Genomic DNA, 19,128 nt, shown 5'->3' on the forward strand with positions numbered 1-19,128 from the left:
ACAGCGCAAGCTGTATCAATTGAACGATTAATCTTCAGTCTTCTCAGGACGATCAGATGGCGCGCGTTGTTGCTCGCCGCTGTGGTGACTAACTGCACGAGCAGGAACCACAGTAGAAATAGCATGCTTGTAAACCATTTGGTTTACTGTGTTCTTCAATAAGATCACGAATTGATCGAAAGACTCGATCTGACCTTGCAGCTTGATGCCGTTAACAAGATAGATAGAGACTGGAATGCGCTCACGACGGAGTGCATTTAGGAATGGGTCTTGTAGCGATTGCCCCTTAGCCATTTTATTTTCCTTATTTATATTTTGTTGTAATTATTTAGCTAGTGGTGCACAAAAAGGTGCGGCCTTTGCATCTGAGCTAAACGAATAAAAAAACTCCGTTGTTATTGAAAGGCTGTGATTTTTTAAAAGCCTCAATAACGGATCCTTCCGGAGTATATTCACGCAAAAGCGATCACATTATACACAGCAATACTAATCAGATGCTATTGCATCTGAAAGAGTTTCTAACGCCTGTTCAATGTTCTCGCTATCCAACCAAGTTAAATCATCCCAACTGCGTAACCAGGTGATTTGTCGCTTGGCCAATTGACGGGTTGCGCAGACACCACGGAAAACCGCTTCGTCTAAATCGCAATTCCCATCTAAATAATCCCACATCTGCCTATAACCAACGCATCGGATCGATGGCAGTTCAGGGTGAAGATCTTCTCTGGCGTACAACGCTTTCATTTCATCTTCAAATCCCGCTTCTATCATCTTCTCGAAACGCAGCTCAATGCGGCGATGGAGTTCTTTCCTTTCCTTGGGAGCTATTGCAAATTGTTTTACACGAAATGGCAGGCTATCGCCTTTCGTTTGAGTTAGCTCTGTTAATGTTTTACCCGAAATTCGGTAAACTTCCAATGCCCTTGAAAGCCTTTGTGGATCATTTGGGTGTATTCTTTCAGCGGATACGGGATCTATCTCTCTTAATTGATCATGCAAAGCTTGCCAACCTTGCTCGATAGATTCCGCTTCAATCTGCTTGCGTATCTCTTGATCCGCAGCGGGCAATGGCGATAAACCTTCCAACAATGCTTTGTAGTACAGCATTGTGCCACCAACAAGTAGCGGGATTTTACCTTCCGCTACAATCTTATTCATTTCACTGATCGCATCACGACGAAAATCAGCCGCAGAATACGCTTCGCTTGGATCGAGAATATCAATCAAGCGATGAGGCGCGAGCGCGAGCTCTTCTGCATCCGGCTTAGCAGTACCAATATCCATATCTTTGTAGATTAGCGCCGAATCGACACTGATGATCTCTACCGGGTATTTCTGACGCAAGCGAATAGCTAAATCTGTTTTACCTGATGCCGTAGGCCCCATTAAAAACAACGCTAAAGGTAATTTTTCAGTCATGATATTTTGTATTTATTTCTCTGTTAGAGCACTTAATTAAAAGGCTTCATGTCGCGATACACTTGTCTACTAAGAAAAGCCTCATCGCAACAGTTAAATCGTAAACAGCCGAAGCCGTAAATAAGCTTAATTTATCTAAAACTCAGCTGTGCAAATTCACCTACAAACTAAGCCATAAAAACAGCGATGGTTGCAGAAAAGTCGATAGGATTAACAAATTCGGGATCATCTAATGGAAGTAGACCATGCCAAAGTTGCTCAAGTTCCCCAACTAGTTGAACCGCTTCAGATAAAGTGTAGTCGTTTTTTACTTGTGCTGTCTGAATCCCGATCCAGTTAACCAGTAATGGTAACGTATCGCTAGAAAAGCTATGACCTTGAGTTTCCGAAGCCTGAGCGTTTATTGAAGCCGCGTACGATAACAGATCTGGGATCAAAATTTGTAAGTTTTGCTGCCTCAAAGGAGAAGGCACTCCCATCACCATTATCGCTTCGTTATTCCTAGCTTTAAGCTCAATACCAAGTAATGCCAGTGTTTGGCTCAACGCCTTAGCGACCTCAACCAGTTCACTACCTAACTTGATGGATAAAGGCACCAGTAATGGTTGGCTCTTTAACGCGCCATCACGCGTATCAAGCTGACCAACAACACGTAATAACTCAGCCTTAGCCAAAGAAACCAACACGCAGCCGTTCTTATTGCCCATCACTAGGTACTGACGTTCCACAATCGAGACCGCTTTGCCCAAGTCCGTCACAGGAGCTCTTGGTTTTGAATGAACTAGATTCTGTTGAGCCGGCTTAGCTTCTTTATTTGCTATGTTGTCTATATTTTCTAAGTTGTCTCTGGTTTCTACTGATGCCACATGCTCTTGAGGCGATGATGGAGCTACAACTTGTTCATCAAAATCTGGCGTTTTCAGAAGCTCTTTGTAGGCTTTCACTTCACGCTTAGAGGGCGCTGGTTCACCATGATGTTGGTTTGGCTCTTTCTCTTTTTTAGGTTCAGGTCGGGACTCGATCCACTCTTGGCGAGGCGAACCGGTAAAACTGGTTTCATGAGCCGACGAACCTATGTTAGATGACGAACCTCGGCTAGACGATGAGCCATAATGTTGTCCACCATCACTAACGCTGTGTTGAGATTGATCATAAGCACGCTCAGACTCTGCTTTTCTTGGATAGGCTGGCGTTTGCTCAATAGCATGTCGCGCCCTTTCAGATGGAGGGCTTTGATCAGATTCTGAGGTTTGATCCGAATAAGCAGGGACAGCGCTTTCTTGCGTTGGGTAACTCGTCGCATCACTAGATTTAGGAATTGCATTACCTTGCTGATAATTCGTTGCTTCTGATTGATGAAACGCAGACTGCTTGATCGGTGCTGCATCGATTTGTTTGCTTTGGGCTAAGCCATCACTCAACGCTTGGTAGATAAAGTCGTGTACAAGGCGGGCTTGATGAAAACGCACTTCATGTTTGGCTGGATGAACATTCACGTCCACCTGATGTGGGTCTAGCTCAATGAACAACACATACGTCGCGAATTGGTCAGGGCGCAGGCTAGTCTCATAGCTTTGGCGAATCGCATGATTGATCAGCTTATCTCGCATCATACGACCATTCACATAACAGTATTGAAGATCGCTTTGCTGCCTTGCTCCTTCAGGCGTGGTGATCCAGCCATGAAGTTTTAAGCCTTGATGCTCAAGTTCGATCTTAAGCATATGGCGAACAAAAGGATTGCCACATACCGCTGCGATGCGCTTTTCGGCTTGAACTTGTGTTTTTGCAGCGCGGTACTGACGAATCATTTTACCGTTATGACGAAGGTTAATCGTCACATCAAAACGACTCAATGCAATGCGTTTAAGCAACTCATCGATATGCGTGAATTCGGTTTTCTCTGTGCGTAAGAATTTACGTCGTGCCGGAGTATTGAAAAACAGATCCAATACCTCAACCGAGGTGCCAATGGGATGCGCTGCTGGCTGCAGTTTTACCTGCATATCACGACCTTCACTGTGCGCTGCCCAAGCTTGATCCTGAGTCGTAGGCCGTGAAGTCATAGTTAGACGCGCAACAGAGCTAATACTCGCCAGTGCTTCACCTCGGAAACCTAGGCTGACGATCGCTTCAAGGTCATCAAGAGTATGAATTTTAGAGGTAGCATGACGGCTTAATGCCAAGGCTAGCTCATCTTTAACAATGCCCTTGCCGTTGTCACGAACGCGGATCATCTTAGCGCCACCTTTCTCGATATCAATATCGATACGTGTCGCACCAGAATCCAAACTGTTCTCAACCAACTCTTTCACAACCGAAGCAGGTCTTTCTACCACTTCGCCCGCTGCAATTTGGTTAGCTAACCGAGCTGGCAGTATTTTGATCGTCATATGTATAGCTACCTTACTGCCATTTATAGAAGCACTTCTCGCGTTTGAGATTGCTTCTATGTTCTAAACATTACTTCAACACTAGCCAACTATTTGTGCGGAATAATCAGCACTTGGCCAATGGCCAACTCATCGGAACGTAGTTTGTTTGCTTGACGAATACTGTTGACGCTCACGCCATATTTCGAAGCAATCTTGCCAAGATAATCGCCTCTTGCAACTTTATGTTTACGTAGAGGTATATCTTTTACTTCAACCGTAATACGTAACTTTTGACCTACTCTCACGGTTTCTGATTTCAAGTGGTTCTCACGTTTAATGCTTGCTACCGACACTTTGTAACGGCTAGCGATTTTGCCTAAGTACTCTCCAGACTTAACCGTGTGTGTCACCGTTTTACGGCTTGTTGTGGTCGCCGCTTGTGAACCCGAGCTTGGGATTTTTAGAGTTTGCCCTACCGCTAAGCTCGTCGACTTCAAACCATTCAACTTCACTATTGCTTGTGTAGACGTGCCGTACTTCTTCGCAATCACAGACAATGATTCACCACGCTGTACTTTGTGCTGACTGGTAGAGTTAGAAGCTGCCGCCGCGTTAGAAATAATAATCCCTTCTGGTGGATTCGCTTTCAAATATTTAACGACCGCTTTGGTCACAGCTCGCGCAAGTTTGTCTTGATGCGAACGTTGGAAAAGAAGCTTCTCTTCGGTCGGGTTCGAAATAAAGCCTGTTTCTACAAGTACCGATGGAATTTGTGGTGAACGTAACACTGCCAAACTGGTGTTAATCGGCTTACTGTTATGCAGTTTTGCGACCTTACCCATTTCAGAGAGAATGGTCGTTGCCAGTTTATAGCCCTCTTTTTGAGAGTGGCTAAACTGCAAATCAAGCAAGGTTTGGTTGACGTTTTTATCGGCGATATTGCCAGTAAACGCAGCACCACTGCCGCCCAGCAATTCTGACTGTTTCTCTTTGTTCTCAATCCAACGGGAAATCTCAGTATTTGCTCGTCGAGTATTCAACACGAACACCGAACCACCTCTTGGTTGAGGCGTCGTAAAGGCATCGGCGTGAATGGAGATCAAGAGGTGTGCTTCGTTCTCACGAGCAATTGCAACACGTCTGTTCAGGTTTACAAAGTAATCAGCATTACGTGTTAAACGCGTTTTGATTCCCGGAACTGCATTCAACTGCGCGGCGATCTTTTTCGAAATACTAAGAGTCGCATTCTTCTCATATTTACGAGATGGGCCAATGGAACCAGGATCTTCACCACCGTGACCAGGGTCAATCACAATCAGAACATCGCGCTGACGCTTAACTTGATTGAGGTTCTTACTCACTGTTGGCTTACTCGGCGTTGATGTTGCTTTGCCTTTACTTGCCGCACCGTGAGGTAAGTCGATCACCAAGCGATGTCCGTACTGACCACCAGGAGTTGGACTGAGTTTAAACAACTCTGCTTTAGAGGACTTCTTTAACTCAAAAACCAAGCGATAGGTGTTTTTGTCTGGCGGTGAGCTCTTACGAATCTTAGATAGAACAGGGCTGTCTTTCACCACGACCGGTAACTTGGTTGCAAGGTTGGTCTTTTTTAAATCAACAACCAAGCGACTCGGGCTACTCAGGGTGAAATAGCTGAAATCCGCTTCTGATTTTAAATCGATTACCACACGAGTTTCTTCTGGAGAAGGCCAGACCCTTAAACTCTTTAGTGAGTTTGCAGAAACAAGTGAAGAAAACAGTATAGAAAAAACAGCAGCCATCATGGCTACTGCTGAAATAAGGCGTCTAGAAATCAACATAACTCCAACTGACTAAGTAAGCGCTGTCCGTATTCACTGTTAGCGGTTAAAGAAACAATGCGGTGATCGTCTTGGTAACGGATATCAATGTCCAAATCTGCTTCTGGTAGCATTCCATAACCTTTCTCAGGCCATTCAACCAAACAGATAGCATCTGGTGTGAAGTAGTCACGAATCCCCATAAACTCTAATTCTTCAGGATCGGCTAGGCGATAAAGATCAAAATGGTACACCTGCCAATCGGCAAGTTGATAAGGTTCAACTAGAGTATACGTTGGGCTCTTTACATTTCCTTGATGGCCAAGTGCTTTTACAAAACCACGACTGAAGGTCGTTTTACCTGCGCCAAGATCACCATGCAGATAAATCGTTGTCTGCTGTGAGCAAAGATTAGAAAGCTCCGTTCCTAATTGAATCGTTGCTTGTTCATCTTTCAAAGTAAATTGTTTAGTGCTCATGAATACGTTCTCTAAAAATCGATCGTTGACTATATAAAAATCAAAAGAACAAGAATAGTAAACCGTGATGCTTTTGGGAGACAAGCACTCAAGTGTAAGTTCTATGAAAAATACTGATCAAAACACGTCTGTTCTGGTCAATACCACTGAGATCCGTTAAGATCCGCCCCCATTTTTGCCGAACCTAATTTTAATTAGCCTTATCTCTAATTGTAAAACAGAGAAAATAAGAATTAAGAATCAAGCCATGAATCTAGACCATCTTGCTGAAAAAATTAAAATCTGGGGAAAAGAGCTAGGCTTTCAAAAAGTTGGCATCTGCGATGTTGACTTAAGTGAACACGAAGCCCCTCTTCAAGCATGGCTAGATGCTGGCAACCACGGCGAAATGGATTGGATGGCTCGACATGGGATGATGCGTGCACGTCCTGATGAACTTCACCCAGGCACCATTCGAGTGATCAGCGCTCGAATGAATTACCTACCACCAGAAGCTCAGTTCGCCTCTAACCTAAGCGATACCACTCAAGGCTACATCAGCCGTTATTCTTTAGGCCGCGACTATCACAAATTGTTCCGTAACCAGTTGAAAAAGCTGGGACAAAGAATTGAAAAAGAAGTCGAAGGTTTAGATTCACGCCCTTTCGTCGATTCAGCGCCGATTTTGGAACGACCGCTCGCTCAAAAAGCAGGGTTGGGCTGGACAGGTAAACACTCATTAATTCTTGATAAAGACGCTGGCTCTTGGTTCTTCCTAGGAGAATTGTTAGTTAACATTCCTCTTCCAACAGATGAACCCAGTGTCGATGAGTGCGGCAAATGCACCGCATGTATCACCTCTTGTCCAACTGGCGCCATTATTGCTGATGGCGTAGTGGATGCTCGAAAATGTATCTCGTACTTAACCATTGAATATGATGGTGTGATCCCGGAAGAGTTTAGAGACGCAATTGGTAATCGTATTTACGGTTGCGATGACTGTCAGTTAGTTTGCCCGTGGAACCGCCATGCCGAAATCACTGAGCAAACAGACTTCCACCGCAGAGAAGACTTCCGAGAGGCAGACCTAGTTTCACTTTCAAGTTGGGATGAAGCTACCTTCCTAAAGAAGATGGAAGGCTCAGCGATAAGACGTATCGGACACACCCAGTGGTTACGCAATATATTTGTTGCTATGGGCAACGCGCCATTTCAACAACGCATTGTTGAAACACTGGAATCTCATCGTGGCAACAACGAAATGCTGGATGTGCATATTGAGTGGGCTTTAAATAAACAACTACAACAGTTACCCAATGCTAGCAGCATGCAAGAAGATAGCTCTACGCAGAAAAATAGCTGTGTGCAAAAAAATAGCAGCAAAATCCTCACCAAAAAGCACAGGCTAATACGCATCGTTGAGAAAGGGCTACCAAGAGACGCCTAGCCCCTTATCCATCAACGATTGGTAGGCTAATCCACACCAACAACCCACCATACAACACAACTCGTTGCACATAATTCTCGAACAATGTTTGACCTTGTTCTCAATTCTGACAATGTGGAAAAAATTCAGAACTCTCGTAAACTTCCGACACCCTCGCAAAGTTAAACACAGTACCGATAAATGATTAAGATCAAAAAACAACAAGTTAACGATCTTTTATCAAATTCAGGATAATCATTCAACTTGATAAAAAACAACAAGTTACGATCGCCACAATTCAGCTAATATATTGAAAACAAGAAAGATCTTTTAGGGATATGTAAAGAATTGAGACTGAAATAACTTTATCAACCAAGTTGTCCACATCTAGTATTTTGTGGATAAGTCTGTTTATAGATATGAAAAACCTCAAGTATCTGCTTCAGAGACCTGATGTTTACTAGCATTCCAGTTGCTAAGAAATATTTAAGACAAAAAAATATCCACCATGATGGAGGATTATTTGCTTTTTGGGGGAATTATGCTTCGCAGCATTAAAGAAAGAGCGTGACCCTTAAGGTCGTCTTTAAACTCTGTGATCTAAAGAAAAACACGGTGGTTTAAAGAGTCTTAATAGCTTTTTAGAAGAAAGCTGGAGCGATACATCGGGTTCGAACCGATGACCTCAACCTTGGCAAGGTTGCGCTCTACCAACTGAGCTAGTATCGCATTAGTTAATCGCTGCTCTTACTACCTTGGGCAACAGATAGCGCTTAACTGTAATGTGGTTGCGGGAGCCGGATTTGAACCGACGACCTTCGGGTTATGAGCCCGACGAGCTACCAAACTGCTCCATCCCGCGTCCGGATGCATTATTTGAGTTAATGACTCTGTTCTCTAAAAAGAGAGAATTTGGAGCGATACATCGGGTTCGAACCGATGACCTCAACCTTGGCAAGGTTGCGCTCTACCAACTGAGCTAGTATCGCATAAGCTAACCGTTCATCTTTTCTGCTACAAAGCATCAAATCAACGTTCAACTGTAATGTGGTTGCGGGAGCCGGATTTGAACCGACGACCTTCGGGTTATGAGCCCGACGAGCTACCAAACTGCTCCATCCCGCGTCCGGATGTTTCTCTTTTCGCATCATTACCGTTTAAGACAATGAGACTAAACCATTTTCAATCTGAGTACTTTCTCTAGGAGATGACTTCTAAGAACTGAATTTGGAGCGATACATCGGGTTCGAACCGATGACCTCAACCTTGGCAAGGTTGCGCTCTACCAACTGAGCTAGTATCGCATAAGCTAACCGTTCATTTTTCTACTAAGAAGCATCAAATCAACGTTCAGCTGTAATGTGGTTGCGGGAGCCGGATTTGAACCGACGACCTTCGGGTTATGAGCCCGACGAGCTACCAAACTGCTCCATCCCGCGTCCGGATGCATTATTTAAGTTAATGACTCTGTTCTCTAAAAAGAGAGAATTTGGAGCGATACATCGGGTTCGAACCGATGACCTCAACCTTGGCAAGGTTGCGCTCTACCAACTGAGCTAGTATCGCATAAGCTAACCGTTTATCTTTTCTGCTACAAAGCATCAAATCAACGTTCAACTGTAATGTGGTTGCGGGAGCCGGATTTGAACCGACGACCTTCGGGTTATGAGCCCGACGAGCTACCAAACTGCTCCATCCCGCGTCCGGATGCATTATTTGAGTTAATGACTCTGTTCTCTAAAAAGAGAGAATTTGGAGCGATACATCGGGTTCGAACCGATGACCTCAACCTTGGCAAGGTTGCGCTCTACCAACTGAGCTAGTATCGCATAAGCTAACCGTTCATCTTTTCTGCTACAAAGCAGTGATCAACGTGTAACTGTAATGTGGTTGCGGGAGCCGGATTTGAACCGACGACCTTCGGGTTATGAGCCCGACGAGCTACCAAACTGCTCCATCCCGCGTCCGGATGCATTGTTTAAGTACAATGAAACTTGACCATATTCTTCAGTGCAAAGCACGAGAGAGAATTTGGAGCGATACATCGGGTTCGAACCGATGACCTCAACCTTGGCAAGGTTGCGCTCTACCAACTGAGCTAGTATCGCATTAGTTAATCGCTTCTCTTACTGCCTTGGGCAATAAATGGCGCCTAACTGTAATGTGGTTGCGGGAGCCGGATTTGAACCGACGACCTTCGGGTTATGAGCCCGACGAGCTACCAAACTGCTCCATCCCGCGTCCGGATGCATTGTTTAAGACAATGAGACTAAACCATTTTCATTCTGAGCACTTTCTCAAAGAGACAGCTTCTAAGAATAGAATTTGGAGCGATACATCGGGTTCGAACCGATGACCTCAACCTTGGCAAGGTTGCGCTCTACCAACTGAGCTAGTATCGCATTAGTTAATCGCTGCTCTTACTGCCTTGGGCAATAAATGGCGCCTAACTGTAATGTGGTTGCGGGAGCCGGATTTGAACCGACGACCTTCGGGTTATGAGCCCGACGAGCTACCAAACTGCTCCATCCCGCGTCCGGATGCATTGTTTAAGTACAATGAAACTTGACCATATTCTTCAGTGCAAAGCACGAGAGAGAATTTGGAGCGATACATCGGGTTCGAACCGATGACCTCAACCTTGGCAAGGTTGCGCTCTACCAACTGAGCTAGTATCGCAAACTGAAACGTCTTTCGCCGTTCAGGGCTGCGAATTATAAGAGCATTTTTTTGTGATGCAAGTCCTTAATGCAAAAATCAGCAAGTTTTTACTCAACTGCTGTAAAAGCACACAGATTTGCAAAAAAAATAACTCTTATGTCCCTGAAAAGTTAGATAAACGTGAACATTTGATCCGATTAGATGTTAATAATCGTTTTTCGATAGTACTGCAGCTCAGCAATCGACTCTCGAATATCGTCTAATGCAAGGTGGCTTCCCGACTTAGAAAAACCATCTAACACTTCAGGTTTCCAACGGCGAGTCAGCTCTTTCAGGGTGCTAACATCAACATAGCGGTAGTGGAAGTACTCTTCCAGCTCTGGCATGTGCTTGTATAAAAAGCGGCGATCTTGGCCAATGCTGTTGCCACAAATGGGTGACTTACCTTTTGGTACCCATTTTTCAAGAAACTCAATCGTTTGTTGAATGGCATCTTGCTCTGAAACGGTACTGTCTTGAATTCGTTTCACTAGGCCACTACCGGTGTGAGTCGTTGTGCACCACTCGTCCATCTTGTCCAATTCACTCTGAGGTTGGTGAATAGCCAAAACAGGTCCTTCAGCCAGGATATTAAGCTCACTATCAGTAACGATAGTCGCAATTTCAATGATTTTATGAGTTTCAGGATCAAGTCCTGTCATCTCGAGATCAACCCAAATAAGGTTCTGATCGCTAAAGGACATAAGGCGTCGCCTATTTGTTTATGTATAAAAGAGGTACTATACCCAAATAACTATACTCAAACTAGCTTTAGAGCCATCGAAATCATATGGCAGTAGCAACATCCAGTTTGAGTTCCCAATCATCAAGTTAGATGTGTTAAGTGAAAAATTGTGGCTAAAAAAAAGAAGTTAACCAAAGGTCAGGTACGTCGCGTACGTAGCAACCAGAACAAGCGACTCAAGAAAGAAGATTCTATCCAGTGGGATGAGAACATGCTTGGCGGAACAAAAAGCGGACTCGTGATTACGCGCTTTGGTCAACATGCCGATATCGAAGATCTTGAAACCAACGAAGTTCACCGTTGTAACTTACGTCGTAGTATCGAAACGCTAGTTTCCGGAGACAAAGTAACTTGGCGCGCAGGGCTTGAGTCAATGGCTGGTATCTCAGGTGTTGTCGAAGCCGTTGAGCCAAGAACGTCAATGCTAACTCGCCCTGACTACTATGATGGCCTAAAACCGGTTGCGGCAAACGTAGACCAAATGGTTATCGTTTCAGCAGTACTACCAGAGCTATCACTTAATATCATCGACCGCTACTTGATCGCCTCTGAAACGGTGAATATTGCCCCTTTAGTTGTGCTCAATAAAGTCGACTTGCTGACAGAACAACAAATTAGCGAATACCGCGAAACACTGAAGATATACGAGAAAATCGGCTATAAAGTCATGTTCGTCAGTAAAGAGTCGGGGTACGGTATCAAAGAGTTGGAAGCTGAACTGAAAGATCGTATCAACATTTTCGTTGGTCAATCTGGCGTAGGTAAATCCAGCGTAGTGAATGCACTGATGCCAACATTGGACATTGAAGAAGGTGCAGTTTCTGAAAACTCAGGACTGGGTCAACACACCACCACAGCAGCGCGTTTGTATCACTTCCCTTCTGGTGGTGATCTTATCGACTCCCCAGGGGTACGTGAATTCGGCCTATGGCATTTAGAACCCGATGAAGTCACAGATGCTTTCATTGAATTCAAGCCATACCTAGGTGGTTGTAAGTTCCGCGACTGTAAACACAATGACGACCCAGGATGTCTTCTGCGTGAAGCTGTAGAGGACGGGAAAATTAGCCGCTTACGTTTTGCTAGCTACCACCGCATTATTGAAACAATGGCTGACAACAAAGATAACCGTCAGTACTCACGCAGCAAGAAAGCCGATCTCTAATCGCGTTTTTGTGAACAAATGTGTGCATTTACTGACAATTGGCGCGAATTTAAGTAACATCTCGCGCCCTAAACCGTCATCGACAGATTTAATTGAAAAACAATTAGCATTGGAAAATTAATACAATGGATAAGATTAAAGTTGGATTGCAGTACTGGATCCCACAGCATGGGCTAACTCGCCTAGTCGGTAAACTGGCATCTGCTAAAGCGGGTGGCTTAACGACAGCGATCATCAACTGGTTCATCAAGCAATACAAAGTAAACATGGATGAAGCTCTGCATAGCGATCCAAAACACTTTAAGACATTCAATGAATTCTTCGTGCGTGAATTAAAAGAAGGCATGCGTCCTATCGCAGAAGGTGAGTCTGTGATTGTTCACCCCGCTGATGCTCGCGTAAGCCAATTTGGCCCAATTACTGACGGTCAACTGATTCAAGCTAAAAACCATAACTACTCAGCTCGTGAGCTATTAGGTGGTGATGCTGCTCTAGCGGATGAATTTAAAGACGGCGAATTCGCAACGCTTTACTTGTCGCCAAGTGATTACCATCGCGTGCACATGCCATGTGACGGCACACTGCGTCAGATGATCTACGTTCCGGGTGACCTTTTCTCAGTTAACCCGTTAACAGCAGAGAACGTTCCAAACCTATTCGCACGTAATGAACGTGTCGTTTGTATCTTTGATACTGAGTTTGGCCCAATGGCACAAGTGCTGGTTGGTGCAACTATCGTTGGCAGCATCGAGCAAGTATGGGCTGGCACCATTACTCCACCTCGAGGTAACTCAGTTTACAAGTGGGATTACCCTGCACAAGGTGATACAGCCGTCGTCTTGAAGAAAGGCGAAGAGATGGGCCGCTTTAAGCTTGGTTCAACGGTTATCAACCTGTTCGCTAAAGACGCAATCAAGTTTGACGAAACGATGCAAAATGGTGAAAAAACCGTTCTAGGCACCCCTTTCGCGCATATTGCGGGCAAAGACGCTGAAGTAAATGAAGAGACTGCTGAAACTGTTGAGAACACAGACCAAGCATAACTTCCTGAGTAAACTTGTCGATACAAGTTCACTCATAGACATATTAAAGGCGCGTTATTTCGAGTAAATAACGCGCCTTTCTCGTCTCTGCCCATAATGTTCGTAGCCCTTCGTAACAATTTCATCGACACTTATAACAAGCTCATCGCCATTCGTAATAAATTCAGAACACCCCATAAAAAGATTGACTAAAAACAAAACAACTGTCGAAACCTTAAACAACTTTTCGATTTTACAACCCGCCTCCAAGTACCAAAGATCCAGATAACTTACTCTATTTGAAGATGTTTTATTCATAGGGTCTTTGTACATGCCTAAACTCAATATTGGCGTTCTGGTCAAGCTGTTGATTTGTTTTGCGATTCCCTTAGGCGTGTTATTCATGCCAATAGATTCCATACCTATCGATGACCTCACGCTGATTCAACACCGCTTGTTGGCGATATTCTTACTGGCAGCTCTACTGTGGGTGCTTGAACCCGTTCCGGTATTCGCTACTTCCATTTTGATCATTGCGCTTGAACTGGTGATGATTTCCGACAAGGGTTTACATCTATTTAGAAACCCACCAGCAGGACACGAACTCGGTGAATTAATCAAATATACCGACATCTTCGGTGCATTTTCGTCACCAATCATCATCCTTTTCATGGGTGGCTTTGCTCTTGCGATATCCGCATCCAAATACGAACTCGACAACAATTTAGCTCGCGTGCTGCTCAAACCATTTGGCACAGAGCCGCGCTTTATTATGCTGGGTTTAATGCTTATCACCGCCGTGTTCTCAATGTTCATGTCAAATACCGCAACAACGGTAATGATGCTTGCGCTGCTTGGTCCGATCGTAGCTTCTGCACCAAAAGGCGACATGGGGATTAAGGCGCTCGTATTGTGTATTCCAATTGCTGCCAACACCGGTGGTATCGCGACACCCATAGGTACACCACCCAACGCGATCGCTCTGCAATACCTAGCTGGCGAGAACAGTATCGACTTCCTTAGCTGGATGATGATGGGCTTACCCTTTGTGATCATCCAACTCACCATCGCTTGGTTTCTCCTACAAAAACTCTTCCCTTCGAAAGAAAGAAATATGGTCCTCAAGCTTGATGGACAATTTAAAAAGAGCTGGCGAGCGATTGTGGTTTACATCACTTTCGCTGCGACAATCTTATTGTGGATGACCACCAAACTGCATGGCATGAACACTTATGTGGTCTCTATCATTCCACTGGCTGTCTTTACTCTCACTGGCATCATGGGTAAAGAAGAACTCAAGCTGATTAACTGGGATGTGTTGTGGCTGGTTGCGGGTGGTATTGCGATTGGGATTGGCTTGGATAAAACAGGCTTAGCCGCTGCACTCGCACACGCGATTGATTATGAATCGCTCTCGCCGACTGCAGTGGTACTAACGCTGTCTATCGTGTGTTGGCTAATGGCTAATTTCATGTCGAACACCGCTACCGCAAACTTGCTGATGCCGATAGCAGCTGCGATTGGCGCTTCTATGGAAAGCCTAGTAGCAATTGGAGGCTTACAAGGCTTGCTGGTTGTGGTCGCCTTCTCGGCATCGCTCGGGATGATTCTTCCAGTATCGACGCCACCAAACTCGCTGGCTTACTCAACTGGGCTTATCGAAAGCAAAGATATGGCGAAGATGGGTATCATCTTAGGGATTGTCGGCTTACTCATGGTCTACCTCGCGCTGTTTATTATCACCTAGCACTTCAATTCCTCCCCTCCGTCCAGCTAGTAATCGTGACCTCGCTAGCTGGCGGGCTACCAGATTTTAACCAATAAGATAAATCCTGATAACAATTAACACCTTAGCAGCAACCAATTGTGATTCCACTTCACTGTTTATTAAAAATAATCATATATATATTTAAATTATGATTTTCAACACGTTTCGAACTTTAAATATAACGACACTAGACACCTAGCAGAGACACATCCGTTCGCAATCCAACGCGTCGCTGTCATTAGCCTTTTATCCAAGAAGGAGGGATAAACCTTGAGACATACTATTAAGTTCAAAATTCAGATCGCTATCGCGGTTATTATTGCCGTCGTAAGTGGCGCTCAAGCTTGGATATCTGTTAATCAGCTTACTCAAGAAACTGAAGTCGCGATCAACCAACAGGTGAAAAACGTGAGTGTTGGTACGACGAACTACATTGCCGATTGGTTATCGATCCGCAGTGATATGATGCTTGCCAATGAATCGACCATTTCAAGCAATAGCAACTCTGATCGCGAGTTATTGATCACCAAGCAAGCCGGGCAATTCTTGTCTGTTTATGCAGGATTCAGTGATGGCAGTATAGCTTATGGCGACAAGGCTGAGGATTGGCCAGCAGACTACGACCCACGATCCCGCCCTTGGTATAAAGATGCAAACGCGACATCTGAACTCATCATTACCGAACCTTATCAAGATTTTGACGGCAGCATTGTCATCAGTTTCGCTAAAGCATTTAATGGTGAAAGACAGGGTGTTATCGCGGCAGACTTAACCGTAACCAGCATTATTGATACCGTACTCAATGTAAAACTCGATAATGACGGTTTTGCTTTTTTAGTCGACGGTAATAACAACATCGTCGCCTACAGTGATGAAGAGTTGAGTCAGAAACCACTGACGAATTTGAACCCAGAGCTAACGGTCGACAAAGTATCACAACTGCTCCAAAACCAAATGATCACGACGTTAACTTGGCCTGGTCAAGGCGATAAAATGGTCTACATCGCTAACGTTCCGAATACCGATTGGTCATTGGGTATTGTGATCGATAAAGAAATGGCATTTTCTGCGGTATCCGATGCCATTCAATTTATCACGCTTACCTCTTTGATTTTATACATCGTCATTTCGATTGCGAGCACAATGGTGATTAACCGCTTGCTGCACCCACTGCAAACATTGTCTGAAGCACTGACTCAGCTTGCTCAAGGCAGAGGCGACCTGACTCAGCGTATTGATATCAAGCGCATGGATGAAATTGGCAAACTTGCCGAGCTCGTGAACCAGTTCTTGAGCCAGATGCAAAGCATGCTTAAGGGCGTAATCGAGCACAGTCACGACTTAAACAACCATGCGGAAAAAGCCAATCAACTGGCTACGCAATCTTCGATTCGAGTCGAGAACCAACAAAACGACATCAACCAAATTGCGACTGCGATTCATGAAATGTCCGCCACCGCAGCTGAAGTGGCCAGCCATGCCGAATTAACCGCCTCCGCATCTCAGGCATCCGCTACCGCTTGTAACGAAGGCCAAGAGGTTATCCAACAAAACCGCGATGCGATTACAGGCCTTGCGACTCAAGTTGAAGATGCAGCCAATGTTATTCGTGAATTAGAGAGTAATGCTCAAAGCATCAACCAGATCCTATCCACCATTCAAGGCATTGCCGAACAGACCAACCTGTTGGCATTGAACGCTGCGATTGAAGCCGCTCGAGCGGGTGAACAAGGTCGTGGGTTTGCCGTTGTGGCCGATGAAGTGCGAGTGCTCAGCCAAAGAACGCATGGCTCAACCGAAGAAATCCGCGTGATGATTGATACGCTGCAGAAAAATACCGAACATGCCGTTGAAAGCATGACCACTAGCACTCAGTTAGCAGAGAACAGTGTTGGCTTCGCAGAACAAGCTCATGGCAGCCTGACTAAGATCACTCAGGCAATCACTGAAATCAACGATATGGCGCTGCAAATAGCGAGTGCTGCGGAAGAGCAACGCGCGGTCAGCGAAGACATCAGCCGTAATACGCAAGGAATCAAAGACGCCTCCGACGATTTGGCCCAGCAAGCGGAAAGCAGTCGCAATAGCTCAAATGAAATGAGCAGCGCTGCAGAGTCGATGCGCCAAGACGTGGAGCGCTTTAAGGTATAGCGCACCTCAAGCAAAGTAAGTTGAACAACGCCAACAAGCGACAGCTGACATAAACAAATAACTGAAACAAAGTAGTTCTTTCATAAGAATCACTTTGTTCTCAGTTCGGTTTGATGCATATTGATGAGCTAATTTATCCCAGACACAAGGATGTTATTCAGATGGGATTTGAATGGTTAGCTCTAGCTGCCGCTTTTCTTTGGGCCATTGCGAGCCTAATGTCAGTAAAGCCTGCCCAACACTTAGGTTCTTTCGCCTATAGCCGTTGGAGAATGGGTTGTACCGCGATCATCTTATCGAGCATGGCTTGGGTTACCGGAGGTTGGTCAACTGTCGAAGCCAATCTAATCACGCCGATGATGCTATCTGGCCTGATTGGTATATTCATTGGTGATACCGCCCTATTTGCCTGTTTGAACCGAATGGGACCGCGCCAAGCGGGTTTGCTGTTCTCTTGTCACGCCGTGTTCTCGGCGATTCTTGGTTACTTCCTGTTTAGTGAAAGCATGACTTCGGTAGAGCTGATTGGCTCAGCTTTGGTGTTTAGTGGTGTATTAACTGCGATATTCTTTGGTCGTCGAGGACAAGCCAACAACCAGCTTGAAACCATCAAAGGCACAGTGTGGATTGGTGTTGCTCTGGGAATTACAGCGGCGATTTGCCAAGCATTGGGCGGCATCATAGCCAAACCCGTGATGCAAACCAGTATTGACCCTATCGCCGCTTCAGCCATTCGAATGATCACCGCCTTTGTGGCTCACTCACTGTTTCGCTTAACGGGCGCTAAACTTTCACGCGCACTTAACCCAATGAATAAGCAGATATTCGCGATTACCGCAGTTAACGGTTTTCTAGCGATGGCGGTGGGAATGACGCTGATCTTGTATGCGTTGCAGGAAGGCAATGTCGGCATGGTCGCTCTGTTATCTTCAACCACGCCAATCATGTTGTTACCGATACTCTGGCTTTACACCAAGCAAAGACCGAACGCTTACGCTTGGATCGGTGCCATTGTTGCTGTAGTGGGTACCGGTATTCTAGTCAGCTAGTGAAGCGGATAGTTAATGACGATTAATTATCCGCTAAAAACAAAAACAAAAACAAAAAGCTAAGAGCGCGGGAACGGAAAAGCCGTCACATCATCGATATGGTCATAACCTAACGCCAGCATGATCAGGCGGTCGATACCCAAAGCAACACCGGCACAGTCTGGTAAGCCCGCTTTTAATGCCTCAATCAAGTGATGATCAATCGGTTGAGGTGATAAGCCCATCTCAATACGTTTGGCATTATCATCTTCAAAGCGCTTAAGTTGTTCTTGCGGTTTATCTAACTCGTGGAAGCCGTTTGCTAACTCAATTCCTTTGAAATACACCTCAAAGCGATCTGCGACTCTTGAATCATCAGGATTGATCTTGGCTAGTGCAGCTTGTGAAGCCGGGAAGTCATACACAAACGCAGGCACCTGCTGGCCTATTTTCGCCTCTACCCCAATACTGAAAAGAAGCTGCAATAACGTATCGCGATCTTGCTCGGGGTCAGCTATGTCGCTGAGCCCTAGTTTCGCAGCTGCTTGCTTTAGCGTATCCATCGAATCTTCCAGTGGACACACGCCTAACACATCAATAAAGGCTTGTTGGTAAGTCATTCGCTGTGCTGAGCCTGATTTAAGTACCTGCTGTAACAGCAGATCCATCTCATCCATCAGATTATGATGATCAAAACCAACACGATACCACTCCAACATAGTGAACTCAGGGTTGTGATAACGGCCATTTTCTTCATTACGAAACGACTTACAAATTTGGTAAATACAGCCACTGCCCGCCGCTAATAGACGTTTCATATGAAACTCAGGGCTAGTCATAAAGAACAGTGGTTGGCCGTGCGCATAACCCGGCCCTACGAATTCAGTTTTGAAAGTATGCAAATGCACGTCCGTCACCGTGGCGTGACTCATGGCTGGCGTATCCACTTCCATCACATTTCGCTCAGCAAAAAACTGACGGATTTGAGTAAGGATATCAGCACGTTGCTTTAACTGCTTAATGGTTGCGGCGGGTTGCCATGTTAAGTGCATTATTAAGTTCCATATTA

General features: G+C 45.1%; 14 protein-coding genes and 15 tRNA genes. 6 read left to right on the forward strand and 23 right to left on the reverse strand.

Annotated elements, in window-relative coordinates; translation table 11 throughout:
• Positions 1–27: 27 nt before the first annotated feature.
• From hfq to tsaE, 5 genes are all read right to left on the reverse strand, one after another.
• Positions 28–294, reverse strand: coding sequence for an RNA chaperone Hfq (hfq, locus tag K08M4_RS13525; protein WP_004735866.1), 267 nt, complete (start codon positions 292–294; stop codon positions 28–30).
• 192 nt (positions 295–486) lie between these two features.
• Positions 487–1,419 (reverse strand): tRNA (adenosine(37)-N6)-dimethylallyltransferase MiaA, encoded by a 933-nt coding sequence (gene miaA, locus K08M4_RS13530; protein ID WP_086050186.1) that lies wholly within the window; start codon positions 1,417–1,419, stop codon positions 487–489.
• Positions 1,420–1,586: 167 nt separating this feature from the next.
• Positions 1,587–3,812, reverse strand: coding sequence for a DNA mismatch repair endonuclease MutL (gene mutL / locus K08M4_RS13535; protein WP_086050187.1), 2,226 nt, complete (start codon positions 3,810–3,812; stop codon positions 1,587–1,589).
• A gap of 89 nt (positions 3,813–3,901) precedes the next feature.
• Entirely contained in the window at positions 3,902–5,617 is a 1,716-nt protein-coding gene (locus K08M4_RS13540; protein WP_086050188.1) for a LysM peptidoglycan-binding domain-containing protein, read from the reverse strand.
• Positions 5,611–6,075: a tRNA (adenosine(37)-N6)-threonylcarbamoyltransferase complex ATPase subunit type 1 TsaE gene (gene tsaE / locus K08M4_RS13545; protein ID WP_004735870.1), complete on the reverse strand. Its 465-nt coding sequence runs from the start codon at positions 6,073–6,075 to the stop codon at positions 5,611–5,613. Before tsaE ends, K08M4_RS13540 begins: the two co-directional genes overlap by 7 nt.
• Positions 6,076–6,322: 247 nt before the next feature.
• On the opposite strand from tsaE, the gene queG reads away from it, so the two are divergent.
• Positions 6,323–7,501: a tRNA epoxyqueuosine(34) reductase QueG gene (gene queG, locus K08M4_RS13550; protein WP_086050189.1), complete on the forward strand. Its 1,179-nt coding sequence runs from the start codon at positions 6,323–6,325 to the stop codon at positions 7,499–7,501.
• A gap of 632 nt (positions 7,502–8,133) precedes the next feature.
• Here the strand turns inward: queG and K08M4_RS13555 are convergent.
• From K08M4_RS13555 to orn, 16 genes are all read right to left on the reverse strand, one after another.
• Positions 8,134–8,209 (reverse strand) — tRNA-Gly (locus K08M4_RS13555).
• Between the two features lie 56 nt (positions 8,210–8,265).
• Positions 8,266–8,342: transfer RNA gene (locus K08M4_RS13560), tRNA-Met, on the reverse strand.
• A 51-nt stretch (positions 8,343–8,393) separates the two neighbouring features.
• Positions 8,394–8,469: transfer RNA gene (locus tag K08M4_RS13565), tRNA-Gly, on the reverse strand.
• A gap of 59 nt (positions 8,470–8,528) precedes the next feature.
• Positions 8,529–8,605 (reverse strand) — tRNA-Met (locus K08M4_RS13570).
• A 103-nt stretch (positions 8,606–8,708) separates the two neighbouring features.
• Positions 8,709–8,784: transfer RNA gene (locus tag K08M4_RS13575), tRNA-Gly, on the reverse strand.
• Positions 8,785–8,842: 58 nt separating this feature from the next.
• Positions 8,843–8,919 (reverse strand) — tRNA-Met (locus tag K08M4_RS13580).
• A 51-nt stretch (positions 8,920–8,970) separates the two neighbouring features.
• Positions 8,971–9,046: transfer RNA gene (locus K08M4_RS13585), tRNA-Gly, on the reverse strand.
• 59 nt (positions 9,047–9,105) lie between these two features.
• Positions 9,106–9,182: transfer RNA gene (locus K08M4_RS13590), tRNA-Met, on the reverse strand.
• A gap of 51 nt (positions 9,183–9,233) precedes the next feature.
• Positions 9,234–9,309: transfer RNA gene (locus K08M4_RS13595), tRNA-Gly, on the reverse strand.
• A 58-nt stretch (positions 9,310–9,367) separates the two neighbouring features.
• Positions 9,368–9,444 (reverse strand) — tRNA-Met (locus K08M4_RS13600).
• A 68-nt stretch (positions 9,445–9,512) separates the two neighbouring features.
• Positions 9,513–9,588, reverse strand: a tRNA-Gly gene (locus tag K08M4_RS13605).
• Positions 9,589–9,644: 56 nt separating this feature from the next.
• Positions 9,645–9,721 (reverse strand) — tRNA-Met (locus K08M4_RS13610).
• An 85-nt stretch (positions 9,722–9,806) separates the two neighbouring features.
• Positions 9,807–9,882, reverse strand: a tRNA-Gly gene (locus tag K08M4_RS13615).
• A gap of 56 nt (positions 9,883–9,938) precedes the next feature.
• A tRNA-Met gene (locus tag K08M4_RS13620) sits at positions 9,939–10,015 on the reverse strand.
• A gap of 68 nt (positions 10,016–10,083) precedes the next feature.
• Positions 10,084–10,159 (reverse strand) — tRNA-Gly (locus K08M4_RS13625).
• A gap of 179 nt (positions 10,160–10,338) precedes the next feature.
• The gene (gene orn / locus K08M4_RS13630) at positions 10,339–10,884 is read right to left on the reverse strand and encodes an oligoribonuclease (protein ID WP_012603103.1); all 546 of its coding nucleotides are present in this window, start codon (positions 10,882–10,884) and stop codon (positions 10,339–10,341) included.
• Positions 10,885–11,034: 150 nt separating this feature from the next.
• Between orn and rsgA the strand changes: the two genes are divergently transcribed.
• Complete coding sequence (rsgA, locus tag K08M4_RS13635) at positions 11,035–12,090, forward strand: small ribosomal subunit biogenesis GTPase RsgA (protein ID WP_017107428.1); 1,056 nt, start codon at positions 11,035–11,037, stop codon at positions 12,088–12,090.
• A 125-nt stretch (positions 12,091–12,215) separates the two neighbouring features.
• The gene (gene asd, locus K08M4_RS13640; protein WP_086050190.1) at positions 12,216–13,133 is read left to right on the forward strand and encodes an archaetidylserine decarboxylase; all 918 of its coding nucleotides are present in this window, start codon (positions 12,216–12,218) and stop codon (positions 13,131–13,133) included.
• A 54-nt stretch (positions 13,134–13,187) separates the two neighbouring features.
• On the opposite strand, the gene K08M4_RS13645 is transcribed toward asd, so the two are convergent.
• The gene (locus K08M4_RS13645) at positions 13,188–13,517 is read right to left on the reverse strand and encodes a hypothetical protein (RefSeq protein ID WP_198299333.1); all 330 of its coding nucleotides are present in this window, start codon (positions 13,515–13,517) and stop codon (positions 13,188–13,190) included.
• On the opposite strand from K08M4_RS13645, the gene K08M4_RS13650 reads away from it, so the two are divergent.
• The 3 genes from K08M4_RS13650 to K08M4_RS13660 all read left to right on the forward strand — a co-directional run bounded on the left by K08M4_RS13650 (position 13,444) and on the right by K08M4_RS13660 (position 18,080).
• Positions 13,444–14,859 (forward strand): SLC13 family permease, encoded by a 1,416-nt coding sequence (locus K08M4_RS13650; protein WP_086050192.1) that lies wholly within the window; start codon positions 13,444–13,446, stop codon positions 14,857–14,859. The two genes, K08M4_RS13645 and K08M4_RS13650, sit on opposite strands and share 74 nt — an antisense overlap.
• 291 nt (positions 14,860–15,150) lie before the next feature.
• On the forward strand, positions 15,151–17,031 hold the full coding sequence (locus tag K08M4_RS13655; RefSeq protein WP_009847913.1) for a methyl-accepting chemotaxis protein: 1,881 nt from the start codon (positions 15,151–15,153) through the stop codon (positions 17,029–17,031).
• A gap of 161 nt (positions 17,032–17,192) precedes the next feature.
• Positions 17,193–18,080, forward strand: coding sequence for a DMT family transporter (locus K08M4_RS13660; protein WP_086050193.1), 888 nt, complete (start codon positions 17,193–17,195; stop codon positions 18,078–18,080).
• Between the two features lie 59 nt (positions 18,081–18,139).
• On the opposite strand, the gene epmA is transcribed toward K08M4_RS13660, so the two are convergent.
• Positions 18,140–19,111 carry an elongation factor P--(R)-beta-lysine ligase gene (gene epmA / locus K08M4_RS13665; RefSeq protein ID WP_086050194.1) on the reverse strand — a complete coding sequence of 324 codons (972 nt, stop codon included), beginning with the start codon at positions 19,109–19,111 and terminating at the stop codon, positions 18,140–18,142.
• Between the last annotated feature and the right edge of the window lie 17 nt (positions 19,112–19,128).

This window comes from Vibrio syngnathi, assembly GCF_002119525.1.
Lineage (GTDB): Bacteria > Pseudomonadota > Gammaproteobacteria > Enterobacterales > Vibrionaceae > Vibrio > Vibrio syngnathi.